The following is a 14,930-nucleotide window of genomic DNA, read 5'->3' on the forward strand; positions in this document are numbered from 1 at the left end:
TGACGATCATGATGGCCCTCTCCATGGCCGTCATCGCCTCGGTCATCGGCGCGGGCGGCCTCGGCGACCGCGTCTACCAGGCCCTCGCCTCCGTCGACGTCGGCGCCGCGCTCGCCGCCGGCATCCCGATCGTGCTCCTCGCCGTCGTCCTCGACCGCGTCACGGGCGCGGCCGGCGAACGCCTCGGCTCCCACGAGCACGCCCCGGCCCCCTGGAAGTGGGGCGTCGTCGCGGGCGGCACCGTCCTCGTCGCGCTCGTCACCCGCTTCGCCGACCGGCTCGACTGGCCGGACTCCTGGGTCGTGCGGATCGCCGCCCCCGTCAACGACGCCGTCGACTGGATGACCGACCACCTCTACACCGGCGTCCCCTACATCGGCGGCACCGCCGACTGGGCCGCGCACTTCACCACCTGGATCCTCGACCCGCTCCGTTCGGGTCTGACCTGGCTGCCCTGGTGGTCCGTGCTCCTGATCGTCGCCGCACTCGCCTGGCTGATCGGTACCTGGCGCACCGCCCTGACCGCCGCCGGCGCCATGGCCGCGATCGGCGTGCTCGGCGTCTGGAAGCCCTCGCTCGACACGCTCTCCCAGGTCCTCGCCGCCGTCGCGGTGACGCTCGTGCTCGGCTTCGCCATCGGCATCGCCGCGGCACGCAGCGCCCGCCTCGAACGCCTCCTGCGGCCCGTCCTCGACGTCTTCCAGACCCTGCCGCAGTTCGTGTACCTGATCCCGGTCGTCGCCCTCTTCGGCGTCGGCCGCGCCCCCGCGGTCGCCGCGGCCGTCGTCTACGCGCTGCCCGCCGTCGTCCGCATCACCACCCAGGGGCTGCGCCAGGTCGACCCCGCGGCGATGGAGTCGTCCCGCTCGCTGGGCGCCACGCCCGGTCAGCAACTCCGCCAGGTCCAGCTCCCGCTCGCCCGCCCGGCCCTGCTGCTCGCCGTGAACCAGGGCGTCGTCCTGGTCCTCGCCGTCGTCATCATCGGCGGCCTCGTGGGCGGCGGTGCCCTCGGCTACGACGTCGTGTTCGGCCTCGCCCAGGGCGACCTCGCCACCGGCCTCGTCGCCGGCGCCGCGATCGTCTGCCTCGGCCTGATGCTGGACCGCGTCACCCAGCCGACGGAACGCCGCACCCGCACCGGAAAGGGGGCCTGACCATGCGAACCACACGGACCACGCCGAACACACGGACCACGCGGACCATGCGAACCACACGGACCACACGGACCACGTCAACGGCAGGGACGTCACAGGCCGCACCGACGTCAGGTGCCCTGTCGGCAGGCGCACGCGCAGGCGCCCCGGGCAGCCCGCTCAGGAACCGCCGCCCTCGCCGTAGGACGCTCGCCGCCGTCGCCGGGGCCGGCGCCCTGCTGATGGTCACCGGCTGCGGCGCCGCCGACATGACCAAGCAGTCGTCCCCGTTCGCCAACGCCCACGGCGCCAAGACGGTGACCCTGTCCGTCCAGTCCTGGGTCGGCGCCCAGGCCAACGTCGCCGTCGCCCAGTACCTCCTGGAACACGAGCTCGGCTACCGCGTCGACACCGTCCAGGTCGACGAGGTCCCCGCCTGGGACGCCCTCAGCCAGGGCCGCGTCGACGCGATCCTCGAGGACTGGGGCCACCCCGACCAGGAGGCCCGCTACGTCAAGGACAAGAAGACGATCGTGAACGGCGGTGGCCTCGGCGTCACCGGCCACATCGGCTGGTTCGTCCCGACGTACTTCGCCAAGGAACACCCCGACGTCACGAACTGGAAGAACCTCAACAAGTACGCCTCCCAGCTCAAGACCGCCGAGAGCGGCGGCAAGGGCCAACTCCTGGACGGCTCCCCGTCGTACGTCACGAACGACAAGGCGCTGGTCAAGAACCTGAAGCTCAACTACCAGGTCGTCTTCTCCGGCTCCGAGGCGGCCCAGATCACCCAGATGAAGCAGTTCGCCAAACAGAAGAAGCCGTTCCTGTCGTACTGGTACCAGCCGCAGTGGCTCTTCAAGAAGGTGCCGATGACCGAGGTGAAGCTGCCGCCCTACAAGGAGGGCTGCGACGCCGACCCGGACGCGATCACCTGCGCCTACCCGAAGACCCCGCTGCAGAAGTACCTCAACGCCGACTTCGCCCACGACGGCGGTGAGGCCGCGGCCTTCCTGAAGAACTTCCACTGGACCACCGAGGACCAGAACGAGGTGTCTCTCCTGATCGCCGAGCAGAAGCTCACCCCCGACCAGGCGGCGAAGAAGTGGATCGACCGCCACCGGTCCACCTGGAAGGCGTGGCTGCCCAAGTAGGCCTCCATCGAACGGACATGAGGCGCCGGCCGGTCAAGAGGCGTGACCGCACCGGCGGCTGGGCAGATTCCAGAGGCCGGGTGCCCTCCCTGACGGGGGCACCCGGCCTTTCTGTTCCCCGGGCCCGCCCCGCACGCCACCGCCAGCCCGCTGTTCAGAACCCGCTGTTCAGAACCTGCCGTTCAGAACCTGCCGTTCAGAAGGTCAGCCCAGGTTGTCGGCGATCCAGAACCTCAGCGATGCAGGTTCTCAGCGATCTCACGCAGCGCGGCCGTCGCCAGTCGCTGCAGACCCGGCCCGAACGTGATCCGCGTCGCCCCCGACTCGCCCCACTCCCGCAGCGAAGGCCCGCCGGGCGGCGCCGCCACGTTGACCGGCCCCTCGATCCCGGCCCGCAACCGCGGCAACGCCTCGGCCGGAGCCAGAATCGGATACACACAGTCGGCCCCGGCCTCCACATACAGCCGGGCCCGCTCGACCGCCTCCCCGACCGGATCCACCGCGCCCCTGAGGAACGTGTCGATCCGTGCATTTAGCACGATCCGCTCACCGGCCACCGCCCGTACCTCGGCCAGCCAGTCCGCGTGCCGCCGCGGATCGGCCAGACCGGCGCCCGGCCGGCCACCGGAACCGTCCGCACCCTCACCGGGGTGCGTCGAGTCCTCCAGATTGCACCCGACCGCGCCCGTCTCGAGCAGCCGCTCCACGAGCTCCTTCGGCGCGAGCCCGTACCCGCCCTCGATGTCCGCGGACACCGGGATCGACACCGACCGCACGATCCGGGCCACCGCCGCGAACATCTCGTCCGCCGGCGTCTGCCCATCCTCGTACCCGAGCGACGCGGCGATCCCCGCACTGGGCGTCGCCAGTGCAGGAAACCCGGCTTCCTCGAAAACCCGCGCGCTCGCCGCGTCCCACGGACCGGGCAGCACGAGCGGGTCGGCGGGGGAGCGATCGTGATGCAGTGCGCGGAACGTGTCGACAGCGCTCACCAGGCCGGCCCTCCGGGTTCGATGCGCCGGCTGACCATCAGCCGGTTCCAGCTGTTGATGGCGGCGATCGCCCCGATGAGATGGGCCAGCCCGCCCTCGTCGAACTCCTTGGCGGCCTCGTCCCACACCGCGTCCGGCACGAAACCGTCCGTCAGCACCGTGATCGCCTCGGTCAGTGCGAGCGCCGCCCGCTCCCGCGCGCTGAAGACGTCACCGGCCTCCCGCCACGCGCTCAGCATGGCGATGCGCTTCACGCTCTCCCCGTTCTTCTCCACCGCCACATCGACGTGCATGTCGAGGCAGAAGGCGCACGCGTTGATCTGCGAGGCCCGGATCATCACCAGCTCGGCCAGGACCGGGTCCCCGAGCCCCTTCTTCGCCGCCGCCCCGAGCGCCACCAACGCGTCCCGCACCGCCGGTGCGAGAACCGTCGTCCGCGCCGTCACTTGGCACCCGCCGGGGTGTAGTGACCGGGGACCATCCGCGCGGTCACCCCGAACCGGTTCCAGGCGTTGATCGTCGTGATCGCCGCTATCAGCTGCGCCAGTTCCTCCTCCTCGTAGAGCCGCGCCGCCTCCTCGTACACGTCGTCCGGCACGAAACCGTCGGTCAGGACCGTGATCGCCTCCGTCAGCGCGAGCGCCGCCACCTCCCGCTCCGTGTAGAAGTGCTTGGACTCCTCCCACGCGCTGAGCTGCACGATCCGCTCCACGCTCTCGCCGGCGGCCAGCGCGTCCTTGCTGTGCATGTCGAGGCAGAACGCGCAGTGGTTGATCTGCGAGGCCCGGATCTTCACCAGTTCGTACGTCACCGGGTCCAGCCCCTTACGGGCCGCCGTGTCCAGCCGGACCATCGCCTTGTAGACCTCGGGGGCGTGTCGGGCCGGGTCCAGCCGTGGGCTGTGCTCGTGCATCAGTGCCCGCCCCGCCGGCGCGGCAGACGCCGCCGCTCCGGTCCCGGTGCCCGTCCCGCCGTCCGCCGTCACGCTGTCCGTCGTCATGCCGTTCTCCGCCTCGCTGCCTGTCCTCGCGCCGTTCACCGGCGCGTCGTGGTCCGTCGCCGCGTGGTCCGTCCTCACGTGGTCCTTCATCCGGCCCCTGGCCTTCACGTGATCGACCGACGCCACGCGATCCGTGGTCATGTCTCGACCCTACGAACGCATTAGCCCAGCGGTATGGTCCATTCCCATGGCAGAACCATGGGCCACTTCCGCCCCCCGACAGGCGCTCGGCATCGACCTGCACATCGAGCCCACCGGCTCCGGCCTGCGCCGCGGCCTCACCGACGCCCTCCGCGAAGCCGTGCGCAGTGGCCGCCTCGCCCCCGGAACCCGCCTCCCCTCCTCCCGCACCCTCGCCGTCGACCTCGGCATCGCCCGCAACACCGTCGCCGACTCCTACGCCGACCTCGTCGCAGAGGGCTGGCTCACCGCCCGCCAGGGCTCCGGCACCCGCGTCGCCGAACGTCCCGTGGAGGCGCCCCGACCGCCCCGCACCCCGGCCCGCCGCACCCCCGGCCCACTGCGCCACGACCTCAACCCGGGCAGCCCCGACCTCGCCTCGTTCCCCCGCACCGAATGGCTTCGCGCCGCCCGCCGGGCCCTGTCCGCGGCCCCGAACGACGCCCTCGGCTACGGAGACCCCCGCGGTCGCCCCGAGCTCCGCACCGCCCTCGCCGGCTACCTGGCCCGCGCCCGCGGCGTCCACGCCGACCCCGAACGCATCGTCATCTGCTCCGGCTTCGTGCACGGCCTGCGTCTCCTCGGCGACGCCCTGCGCCGCCGGGGCGTCCGCGACATCGCCGTGGAGTCCTACGGCCTCGACGCCCACTGGGACGTCCTCACCCGCGCCGGCCTGCGCACCCACCCCCTCCCGCTCGACGAACTCGGCACGGACACCGGCGCATTGGACCATCTGCACCTGCCACCCCCGGGCCGACGCGACGCGTCCCGACCCACCGCCGCCTCCGGCGCCGCTCGCGCCCTCTCCACCTCCCCTCCGGCACCCGCTCAACCCGCCGGCCGCCGGACGATCGGCGCCGCCCTCCTCACCCCCGCCCACCAGTTCCCCATCGGTGACCCTCTGCACCCGGACCGAAGAGCCGCCGTCGTCGACTGGGCCCGCCGCACCGGAGCCCTGATCCTCGAGGACGACTACGACGGCGAGTTCCGCTACGACCGGCAGCCCATCGGTGCGCTCCAGGGACTCGACCCCGACCGCGTCGTCTACCTCGGCACCGCCAGCAAGTCCCTGGCACCGGGCCTGCGCCTGGGCTGGATGGTGCTGCCCGAGTCGGTGGTCGCCGAGGTCATCGAGGAGAAGGGGCCCAGCGACTGGTCCTGCGGCTTCCTCGACCAGCTCACCCTCGCCGAGTTCATGAACTCCGGCGCCTACGACCGCCACCTCCGCAGCGCCCGCCTCCGCTACCGCCGCCGCCGTGACCAACTCGTCGCCGCCCTCGCCGAACGCGCTCCCTCCGTCCACGCCACCGGCATCGCCGCCGGTCTCCACGCGGTACTCCAACTCCCACCCGGTACCGAGCAGTCCGTCGTCCGCGCCGCCGCCTGGCAACGTCTCGGCGTCGTCGGCCTCTCCACCTACCGCCACCCCTCCGCCTCTCCGTCCGCCCCCCGCCCCGACGCCCTGGTGGTCGGCTACGGAACCCCACCCGACCACGCCTGGTCCGGCGCCCTGGACGCACTGTGCCGGGTACTGCCGTAGCGACCGAAGCCCAGGAACCCGGGAGCCCAGGAACCCGGGAGCCCAGGGACCCGGAAACCCGGGAGCCCAGGGACCCGGAAGCCTCTGGGCCCGGGCCCAGAGGCCCAGAGATCAGGGATCGCCGTCCCCACCAGGGCGGGAGGCCTCCGGCGCCTCGCCGAATCGGGCCAACGCCAGCGCTCCCGCCACCGCCACCACAAAACCCGCCACCGCGAGCCACTCCAACCCCGACCGGGTCCGGTCACCCAGCCACACCACTCCCACCAGGGCCGGCCCCACCGTCTCGCCGACGACCATCCCTGCCGTGGCCACGGTCACCGATCCGCGCTGCAGCGCTGACGTCAGCAGCAGGAACGCCGCACCGCCGCCCACCAGCAGCGCGTAGGTCGCCGGATTCGTCACCAGCGTTCCGGGCGAGAGGTCGTCGATGAGCCGGACACTCACCTCGACGACCCCGAACCCGAACCCCGCCCCGAGCCCCAGCGCAAGAGCCCGGCCCCGGCCCGCGACCGCCCCCAGCAACAGGACACCCACGGCGACCCCGAGCATCGCGAACCGCAGGGTGTCCGACCCCTCGCGCTCGCCCTCCGCGCCTGATGCCAGCCCGAGCATCGCGAGCCCCGCACACACCGCTCCGACCGCGCCCCACTCGGGCCCGCGCAGCCGTACCCGCAGCAGCCTGGCCGCGACGACCGCGGTGACCGCCAGACTCGCCGCCAGGGCTGCTCCCACCGCGTAGATCGGCAGAGATCGCAGGGCCACGATCTGCAACACGAACCCCAGCCCGTCCAGAGCCAGGCCCACGAGGTAGCGCCACTGCCGCAACGCCCGGACGAGGAGGGCAGGGTCGACCCCCGATCCCGTTCCTGGGTCCGCTGACCGTGCGGCCATCGCCTGCAGCACGGAGGCCGTACCGAAGCAGATCGCGGAACCCAGAGCGCACACCATTCCAAAAGGCACGAACCGACCCTAGAGGAACGGTGCGGGCTGCACCGAGGGTGCCGATGCGCGCCGACCCGACGTGTTCTTCTACGCTGGCCGCCGACAATCAACGAACGCGCCCTGTCGAACAGTCAGGGCATGCAGCTGCAACACATGGGTGCCGGCCTTCGGACGCGGAAGGCACCTGCGGAACGGGGGAGTTCGACCGATGGTGGAGAAGAGGCGACGGCTGCGCTCGAGCACGGTCGTCCTCGGCGGCATGGGAGTCCTGGCCGCGGCCCTGACCTCGTGCGGGTCCGAGCCGGACCGGCGCTGCGTGGACCGCGACAGCTACGACGTGGCCAACGGCTACAAGATCGTCGGTGACCGTTACTGCACGTCCGGTACCGCCAAGGTCGGCAAGAGCCGCACCTCGGGATCGGGTGGCGGCACGAGCAGCTCCGGGCGTGGCGGACGGATCGACGGAGACTGGTACTACGACGCCGACGTCAGCGGGCGTCACGCCGACTACGGGACCTTCAGCCGCAGCGAGGCGGTCGACCGCGGCGGCTTCGGCTGCTCCGGTTCCGGATCCGGAGGCGGCTGAGCCGACGATGGAACGCCACACCATCGAGCCCCGTGCAGGCTGGCAGCGCACGGTGGAGGAGCAGGGGCTGATCTACCCGCTGACCCGCTACCCCGACGACTCTCTGCGCCCCTACTGGGACGAGAGCGCCTACTACGCGTTCTCGCTGCCCGAGGTCGAGGCGCTGGAGGACGTCGTCGAGGAACTCCACACGATGTGTCTCACCGCGGCCGAGCATCTCGTCTCCGAGGACCGACTGGCCGACCTCGGCATCACGGATCCGCGCCTCGCTGCGCTGGTCCGCGAGTCCTGGCACCGCCGCGACGAGCTCCCCTCGGTGTACGGGCGGTTCGACCTCCACTACGACGGGCGCACCGGGGCCCCGGCGAAGCTGCTGGAGTACAACGCCGACACTCCGACTTCCCTGATCGAGGCGGCCGGCCCGCAGTGGTTCTGGATGGAGGAGCGCTTCCCGGGCGCCGACCAGTGGAACTCGCTCCACGAGCGTCTGGTCGAAGCCTGGAAGAAGCAGGCTGCTCTGCTCCCACCAGGAGGCCCGCTCTACTTCGCGCACTCCGCGGCCGACGAACTGGGCGAGGACCTGATGACCGTGGCCTACCTCCGGGAGACCGCGGCGCAGGCGGGTCTCGACACGGAAGCCATCTCGGTCGAGGACATCGGCTGGGACCGGCTGTCGCAACGCTTCGTCGACAAGCAGCTCCGCTTCATCCGCAGCTGCTTCAAGCTGTATCCCTGGGAGTGGCTCACCACGGACCGGTTCGCTCCCCAGGTGCTCGACACCCTGGACAACGGCGGCGGCACCGGGACCACTCTCTGGATCGAGCCCGCCTGGAAGATGCTCCTGTCCAACAAGGCCCTGCTCGCCGTCCTCTGGGAACTCTTCCCCGGCCATCCGAACCTCCTTCCCGCCTACCTGGACGGCCCCCGCGAACTCGCCGACACCACGGGCTACGTGGCGAAGCCTCTGCTCGGGCGCGAGGGAGCCGGAGTCACCCTCCACGAGCCAGGCGCACCGGCGACCGCGTCGGCGCCGCCCGACGAGACGTACTGCTACCAGGAACTGCGGCCGCTGCCCGATTTCGACGGCAACCGCGTCGTCCTCGGCGCCTGGGTCGTCGAGAGCGAGTCCGCCGGACTCGGGATCCGGGAGTCCGCCGGCCTGATCACGGATGAGTACGCGCGGTTCCTTCCCCACGTCATCCTCTAGCCACCGGTCGGCCGGGCCCCGGGTCGCCGGCCCGGGCACGACCTGGCCGCCCCGGATCAGGGACGGCCAGGCGCGGGACGTGCCGGTCCGGCGTGGGGAGTCTGCACTCTTCAGATGTCAAGGAACGACGGATCTCTCCGGGCGCCGAGGATCATGCGCCGAGTACCGCGCGGAGCTGGTCGAGCCCCCAGTCCAGGTCCTCCTTACTGATCACCAGAGGCGGAGCGATCCGGATCGTCGAGCCGTGGGTGTCCTTGACCAGGACGCCGCGGTCCATCAGCTTCTCGGAGATCTCCCGCCCGGTCCCGTACGACGGATCGATGTCGACACCCGCCCACAGGCCGCGGCCCCGCACCTGTGCCACCTTGCCCGCGCCGACCAGCAGCCCCAGCTCGGAGTGAAGGTGCTCGCCGAGCTCCGCTGCCCGCTGCTGGAATTCGCCGGTCCGCAGCATCGCGATCACTTCGAGCGCCACAGCGCACGCGAGCGGATTCCCACCGAAGGTCGATCCGTGCTCGCCCGGCCGGAACACGCCGAGCACGTCCTTGCTCGACACGACCGCCGAGACGGGAACGACACCCCCGCCGAGCGCCTTGCCCAGCACATAGACATCGGGGACCACGCCCTCGTGCTCGCAGGCGAACGTCCGCCCCGTGCGGCCGAGTCCGGACTGGATCTCGTCCGCGATGAACAGCACGCTCCGCTCGCGTGTCAGCTCGCGCACGCCGGCCAGGTATCCGGGCGGCGGTACCAGCACCCCGGCCTCTCCCTGGATCGGCTCCAGCAGGACCGCCACCGTCTCGTCCGTGACGGCTTCCCGCAGCGCCGCCAGGTCCCCGTACGGGACGATGTCGAAGCCGGGGGTGTACGGCCCGAAGTCCGCCCTCGCCTCCGCGTCCGTGGAGAAGCTGACGATGGTGGTCGTGCGTCCGTGGAAGTTGTCGCTCGCCACCACGATCCGGGCCCGGCCGTCCGGTACGCCCTTCACCCGGTAACCCCACTTGCGCGCGGTCTTCACCGCCGTCTCGACGGCCTCCGCGCCCGTGTTCATCGGCAGCACCATCTCCATGCCGCACAACTCGGCGAGCTCGGTGCAGAACTCGGCGAACCGGTCGTGATGGAAGGCCCGCGAGGTCAGCGTCACCCGCTCCAGCTGGGCCTTGGCCGCCTCGATCAGCCGGCGGTTGCCGTGTCCGAAGTTGAGGGCGGAGTACCCGGCGAGCATGTCGAGATAGCGACGCCCCTCGACATCCGTCATCCAGGCCCCGTCCGCCGTCGCGACGACGACCGGCAGCGGGTGGTAGTTGTGCGCACTGTGGGCGTCCGAGGAGCTGATGTAGCTCTCCGTCGCGGCGGGCGCGTCTTCGGCGGGGTGGGGAGTCACAGAAGTCACGGGATCTCCGTTCTGGCGGCTTGGAAGCCCTGTAGCTCTTACGGCACGAGACGGGTTTGTGGCCCCTTCCTATCGTCGCTCGCATCGTGGACGTGGAAACCTCGCGCAACGGCGAGCCCGGTAGTGTGATCCCCGGGCCGTGACTGGCGCGCTGGGATGGGACCGACCATCGGGGAGCGGCCCGTGATCTGTGTGCCGTGCGCCTGGGCCGAACCGTGAACCGACCGCGTCCGGAGGCTGCCCGATGAACGACATCACCCCCGAATCCACCGCGTACCGCGCCGCACTCGACGTCATCCGGGCCGTGGAGCCCCGCGTCGCCGACGCCATCGGCCAGGAGCTCACCGATCAGCGCGAGATGCTCAAGCTGATCGCCTCGGAGAACTACGCCTCCCCGGCCACCCTGCTGACCATGGGCAACTGGTTCAGCGACAAGTACGCCGAAGGCACCGTCGGCCGTCGCTTCTACGCCGGCTGCCGCAACGTCGACACCGTGGAGTCCCTGGCCGCCGAGCACGCCCGTGAGCTCTTCGGCGCTCGGCACGCCTACGTCCAGCCGCACTCCGGTATCGACGCGAACCTCGTCGCGTTCTGGGCCGTGCTCGCCGACCGGGTCGAGGTGCCCTTCCTGGCGAAGACCGGGGTCCGCCAGATTAACGACCTGACCGACGCCGACTGGGCCGAGCTCCGCCAGGCTTTCGGCAACCAGCGGATGCTGGGCATGTCCCTCGACGCCGGCGGCCACCTCACCCATGGCTTCCGCCCCAACATCTCCGGCAAGATGTTCGACCAGCGTTCCTACGGCACCGACCCCGCCACCGGGCTCATCGACTACGAGGCCCTGCGGACCCAGGCACGTGAGTTCAAGCCGCTGATCATCGTCGCCGGGTACTCGGCCTACCCCCGCCTCGTGAACTTCCGCATCATGCGAGAGATCGCGGACGAGGTCGGCGCGACCCTGATGGTCGACATGGCGCACTTCGCCGGGCTCGTCGCCGGCAAGGTGCTCACCGGTGACTTCGACCCGGTGCCGCACGCTCAGATCGTCACCACGACGACGCACAAGTCCCTGCGGGGCCCGCGCGGCGGCATGGTGCTGTGCGACGACTCCCTCAAGGACCAGGTCGACCGTGGCTGCCCGATGGTGCTCGGCGGCCCGCTGCCGCACGTCATGGCCGCCAAGGCCGTCGCTCTCGCCGAAGCGCGGCGCCCCGAGTTCCGCACGTACGCCCAGTCCGTGGTCGACAACGCCCGCGCCCTGGCCGAGGGCCTCACCCGACGCGGCGCCACGCTGGTCACCGGCGGTACGGACAACCACCTCAATCTGATCGATGTCGCCACCTCCTATGGTCTGACCGGCCGCCAGGCCGAGTCCGCGCTTCTTGATTCGGGCATCGTCACCAACCGCAACGCCATCCCCGCCGACCCGAACGGCGCCTGGTACACCTCCGGCATCCGTATCGGAACCCCTGCACTGACCACCCGGGGTCTGGGTGCTGCGGAGATGGACGAGATCGCCGCGCTCATGGACCGAGTCCTGGCCGCGGCCGAGCCCGGCACCACCAGCAAGGGCACCGTGTCCAAGGCTCATCACGTCCTGGACGCGAAGATCGCCGATGAGGTGTCCCACCGTGCCTCTGACCTGCTCGCCGGCTTCCCGCTCTACCCGACGGTCGACCTGACCTGAGCCGCACGTCGGGCATCGGGCGCCCGCCCCTTCGGTTCCGGACAGGGCGCCCGGTGCATCCGCCGTGCAGCAGCTCGGGCCGACCGGGCTGCCCTCACGGCTCAGGGCGCCTCGGTGCCCCGCAGCTCCTGACGCGGCCCGGGCTCTCTGTGCCGCCAGACCGCGGATATCTTCCGCGGCAGTCCCACGGCCGCGGGCCGCGCCAGGAGGGCCAGAGCAGCACCGGCCAGCAGGCCAGGCACCACCCACCACCATCCAGAGCTCCCGGGCGTGGAGCCCACGGCCGCTGGTGCGGTACCCGAAGGCGTTGCCTGCGGTTGTGTCGTCGATCGGTCCTGGGACCGGTCCGGCGCCGGAAAGACGGCCCCTGCACCGCCGCTCTTCGCCTTCCCCATCACTCCCAGCTTGTGGAGCAGGGACCGCAGCTCGGCGGGGTGCTGGGCTGTGTGCCAGACACCGTTCAGCGTCTCCATGTCCGTCGACGTGTGGATCCAGACCTCCTTGCTGCCCGGAGTGTCCGGGTACACGCGGTCCACACGCCAAGGGCTGATGTCGTGTCGCAGCCAGGTCACATTGAGCTGCCGACCGGATCCGACCTCCAGGCCGGGCGGGATCTCCTTCTTCCCTTCGCCCGGCTCGCCGACGAGCCGGGCCAACCGCTCGTACCTCTCGTCACTGAAGTAGAGGGAGGCACTCTCCTGGCTCTCCGGCGACACGACCAGCACACTGGTCGGTCCGCCGGCCGAGGCCTGGGCAGCGCCCCACAGGACCAGCGCCAGCGCCGCGGCCAATGACGCGGTCAACGCAATCAGTCTCCGTACCGTACGCATGCGCACCCCCACTGCCCCCGGCGCGGCCGCTCCGAGCCGGTTCACTTCTGGTACACCGCTCGAGCCGTTCAGGTTCCGTCTGCCGCGGTCCCTTTTCCGGCCGCCGCTTTTCGACCGCCACGCGGCCGCATCGGTGCCGCCCGGCATCGGTCGTCGCAGGTGTCAACCCCGATCATTCGTGGACCGGGCGATGTCCAGCGCCTTCTTCTCGGACGTCACGCCCTCCAGACGCAGCGTGACCTTCGCCCCGTGGGTCCACAGCAGCGTGGGCCCCGCCGGGCGCTCCGAGCGATGCCAGCGCCGGCCCTCACCGTCGAACATCCAGAAACTGAGCTCATGCTCGCGCGCGAACCACAGACCGGTGTCGTGATTCACGGCCACCCACTCCGGCTGTGAAGTGATCGTTTTGGCGTATCCGATGTCGAGCTGGGCCGGGAACTCGTCGAGTCGTATCGTGCCCTCGCCGCCCCGCCAGCAGAGGCTGAGCAGCGTGCGCCCCCCCGGCTCCGGCGTCACGGAGACGGCATCGGGCGAGCCCAGGGCAGCCGGCACCAGCGGGCGGAAGCCCGCTGCCCGTGCCGCGTCGTCCATGGTGAGCGGCGAGCCGCAGCCAGGAACGGGGCGGCCGGGCGACGGCGAGGCCGACGGATCGTAGTGAATCTCCACGCCCCCGAAGCCGAACCAGTCGTACACCGCCGCCCGTACCGGCGGCGTGAGAACCACGACCGAGGCCACGCCGCACAGGGCGGCCGTCAGCAGGCGCCAGCGACGTCCGAACCAGGCACGCACCCGCCGGGTGCGCTCACGAGCCCCCGATGGCTCCGCCACGGGGGCAGGCACATGCTCGGCGATGATCTGCGCCAGCACCCGCTCAGCCATGGTCTCGCCGGCGCCGTCGGGCCCGTTCATCAAGCGGCCCAGCGCGCGCAGCTCCTCAGGCAGCTCCGACCCCTCATCGCGAGGCTCGCCCATGCCTGTCCCCTCCCTTCCCACGCCTCTGCGTCGGTACCTGCGGCGCCTCGAGGCCCGCGGGCAGGAGCTGCCCGAGCTTGCGCAGTGCGCGGTTGAGCCGCGATTTGACCGTGCCGCGCGGCCAGCCCAGCGTCTCGGCCGTCTCCGCCTCATCCATCTCGAGCAGATAGCGGTGGACGACGACCAGACGATGGTCCTCGCTCAGCAGGTCCAGAGCGGCCAGCAACTCGGCACGTCGCTCCACCTCGATCGCCGCCACCGCCGGATCAGCGGATTCCGGTATCAACGGCTCGGCCTCGACCATCGCTGCTTCCCGGCCGACGGCGGACCGCTGCCGCCCCGCCGACCTGACTGTGTTCCTTGTCTCATTGGCGACGATCTGCAACAGCCACGGCTTGAAAGCCGAGCCGTCCTTGAACCGTCCCAAGCTGCGATACGCCTTGAAGAAGGACTGCTGCACGACATCCTCGGCATCCGCCCCCGCGCCCAGCGCATGCGCTGCTCGCAGGGCGATCCCGGTGAAGGCGCGAACCAGCTCCGCGTACGCCTCCGGCTCTCCGGCACGCACACGGGCGATCACCGCACCCTCGTCGACGACGCGGCCCCCCTCCAGGACTTCCCCCGGTGTCCTCACACCCTTGATACACCGGTCGTCCGTGATCGGTTCCCACCTGTCACGACCGACTTGTCCCGGCCCGTCACGCCCCGTGGATTCCCGCGCCCGACGCCCGCTCGTCGCGAACCTGCCCCCGAGCAATGAGAGACACCTGAGAGAATGAGGGCATGGCCTCTGATCGTCCCCGCGTGCTTTCCGGAATCCAGCCCACCGCAGGCTCGTTCCACCTCGGCAATTACCTCGGTGCGGTCCGCCAGTGGGTGGCGCTGCAGGAGTCTCACGACGCCTTCTACATGGTGGTGGACCTGCACGCGATCACCGTTCCGCAGGACCCCAAGGAACTGCTGGCGAACACACGGCTCGCCGCCGCTCAGCTGCTGGCCGCCGGACTGGACCCCGACCGGTGCACGCTCTTCGTGCAGAGCCATGTCCCCGAGCACGCGCAGCTCGGCTGGGTCATGAACTGCCTGACCGGGTTCGGCGAGGCGAGTCGCATGACCCAGTTCAAGGACAAGTCCGCCAAGCAGGGCGCCGACCGCGCCACCGTAGGCCTGTTCACGTACCCGATCCTGCAGGTAGCGGACATCCTCCTCTACCAGGCGCACCAGGTCCCCGTCGGCGAGGACCAGCGGCAGCACATCGAGCTCACGCGTGACCTGGCCGAGCGCTTCAACGGTCGCTTCGGCGAGACGTTCACA

At 70.9% G+C, this 14,930-nt stretch carries 15 protein-coding genes and 1 riboswitch; of the genes, 7 read left to right on the top strand and 8 right to left on the bottom strand.

Features of this window, described 5'->3' with window-relative positions; translation table 11 throughout:
- The coding region (locus GTW43_RS22835; RefSeq protein ID WP_161303891.1) for an ABC transporter permease subunit at window positions 1-1,154 on the top strand (1,154 nt) is incomplete at its 5' end.
- Between the two features lie 221 nt (window positions 1,155-1,375).
- Window positions 1,376-2,287: an ABC transporter substrate-binding protein gene (locus tag GTW43_RS22840; protein ID WP_237536764.1), complete on the top strand. Its 912-nt coding sequence runs from the start codon at window positions 1,376-1,378 to the stop codon at window positions 2,285-2,287.
- Between the two features lie 233 nt (window positions 2,288-2,520).
- On the opposite strand, the gene GTW43_RS22845 is transcribed toward GTW43_RS22840, so the two are convergent.
- The 3 genes from GTW43_RS22845 to GTW43_RS22855 are packed head-to-tail and all read right to left on the bottom strand — an operon-like array spanning window position 2,521 to window position 4,192.
- A complete protein-coding gene (locus tag GTW43_RS22845; RefSeq protein ID WP_161303893.1) occupies window positions 2,521-3,279 on the bottom strand; it encodes an isocitrate lyase/phosphoenolpyruvate mutase family protein in 759 nt (252 codons plus the stop codon).
- Window positions 3,276-3,725: a carboxymuconolactone decarboxylase family protein gene (locus tag GTW43_RS22850; protein WP_161303894.1), complete on the bottom strand. Its 450-nt coding sequence runs from the start codon at window positions 3,723-3,725 to the stop codon at window positions 3,276-3,278. The genes GTW43_RS22845 and GTW43_RS22850 overlap by 4 nt, the downstream gene beginning before the upstream one ends.
- On the bottom strand, window positions 3,722-4,192 hold the full coding sequence (locus GTW43_RS22855; protein WP_161303899.1) for a carboxymuconolactone decarboxylase family protein: 471 nt from the start codon (window positions 4,190-4,192) through the stop codon (window positions 3,722-3,724). Before GTW43_RS22855 ends, GTW43_RS22850 begins: the two co-directional genes overlap by 4 nt.
- 274 nt (window positions 4,193-4,466) lie before the next feature.
- Here GTW43_RS22855 and GTW43_RS22860 point away from each other — a divergent pair, with 274 nt between their 5' ends.
- Window positions 4,467-5,999, top strand: coding sequence for a PLP-dependent aminotransferase family protein (locus GTW43_RS22860; RefSeq protein WP_161303895.1), 1,533 nt, complete (start codon window positions 4,467-4,469; stop codon window positions 5,997-5,999).
- A 111-nt stretch (window positions 6,000-6,110) separates the two neighbouring features.
- Here GTW43_RS22860 and GTW43_RS22865 read toward each other — a convergent pair whose 3' ends face one another.
- Window positions 6,111-6,947, bottom strand: coding sequence for a hypothetical protein (locus GTW43_RS22865; RefSeq protein WP_161303900.1), 837 nt, complete (start codon window positions 6,945-6,947; stop codon window positions 6,111-6,113).
- 202 nt (window positions 6,948-7,149) lie between these two features.
- Between GTW43_RS22865 and GTW43_RS22870 the strand changes: the two genes are divergently transcribed.
- On the top strand, window positions 7,150-7,527 hold the full coding sequence (locus GTW43_RS22870; RefSeq protein ID WP_161303896.1) for a hypothetical protein: 378 nt from the start codon (window positions 7,150-7,152) through the stop codon (window positions 7,525-7,527).
- A gap of 7 nt (window positions 7,528-7,534) precedes the next feature.
- A complete protein-coding gene (locus GTW43_RS22875) occupies window positions 7,535-8,734 on the top strand; it encodes a glutathionylspermidine synthase family protein (protein WP_161303897.1) in 1,200 nt (399 codons plus the stop codon).
- A gap of 151 nt (window positions 8,735-8,885) precedes the next feature.
- On the opposite strand, the gene rocD is transcribed toward GTW43_RS22875, so the two are convergent.
- Complete coding sequence (rocD, locus tag GTW43_RS22880) at window positions 8,886-10,118, bottom strand: ornithine--oxo-acid transaminase (RefSeq protein ID WP_161303901.1); 1,233 nt, start codon at window positions 10,116-10,118, stop codon at window positions 8,886-8,888.
- 138 nt (window positions 10,119-10,256) lie between these two features.
- A riboswitch (ZMP/ZTP riboswitch) is annotated at window positions 10,257-10,343 on the top strand.
- A 28-nt stretch (window positions 10,344-10,371) separates the two neighbouring features.
- On the opposite strand from rocD, the gene GTW43_RS22885 reads away from it, so the two are divergent.
- A complete protein-coding gene (locus GTW43_RS22885) occupies window positions 10,372-11,814 on the top strand; it encodes a glycine hydroxymethyltransferase (protein WP_161303598.1) in 1,443 nt (480 codons plus the stop codon).
- Between the two features lie 101 nt (window positions 11,815-11,915).
- On the opposite strand, the gene GTW43_RS22890 is transcribed toward GTW43_RS22885, so the two are convergent.
- The 3 genes from GTW43_RS22890 to GTW43_RS22900 all read right to left on the bottom strand — a co-directional run bounded on the left by GTW43_RS22890 (window position 11,916) and on the right by GTW43_RS22900 (window position 14,196).
- Window positions 11,916-12,617, bottom strand: a complete 702-nt coding sequence (locus GTW43_RS22890; RefSeq protein WP_237536726.1) for a hypothetical protein — start codon at window positions 12,615-12,617, stop codon at window positions 11,916-11,918.
- Window positions 12,618-12,806: 189 nt separating this feature from the next.
- Entirely contained in the window at window positions 12,807-13,616 is an 810-nt protein-coding gene (locus GTW43_RS22895; RefSeq protein WP_161303596.1) for a hypothetical protein, read from the bottom strand.
- Window positions 13,597-14,196, bottom strand: a complete 600-nt coding sequence (locus GTW43_RS22900) for an RNA polymerase sigma factor (protein WP_343246075.1) — start codon at window positions 14,194-14,196, stop codon at window positions 13,597-13,599. The genes GTW43_RS22895 and GTW43_RS22900 overlap by 20 nt, the downstream gene beginning before the upstream one ends.
- Before the next feature lie 203 nt (window positions 14,197-14,399).
- On the opposite strand from GTW43_RS22900, the gene trpS reads away from it, so the two are divergent.
- The coding region (gene trpS, locus GTW43_RS22905; RefSeq protein WP_161303898.1) for a tryptophan--tRNA ligase at window positions 14,400-14,930 on the top strand (531 nt) is incomplete at its 3' end.

This window comes from Streptomyces sp. SID5785, from assembly GCF_009870065.1.
Lineage (GTDB): Bacteria > Actinomycetota > Actinomycetes > Streptomycetales > Streptomycetaceae > Streptomyces.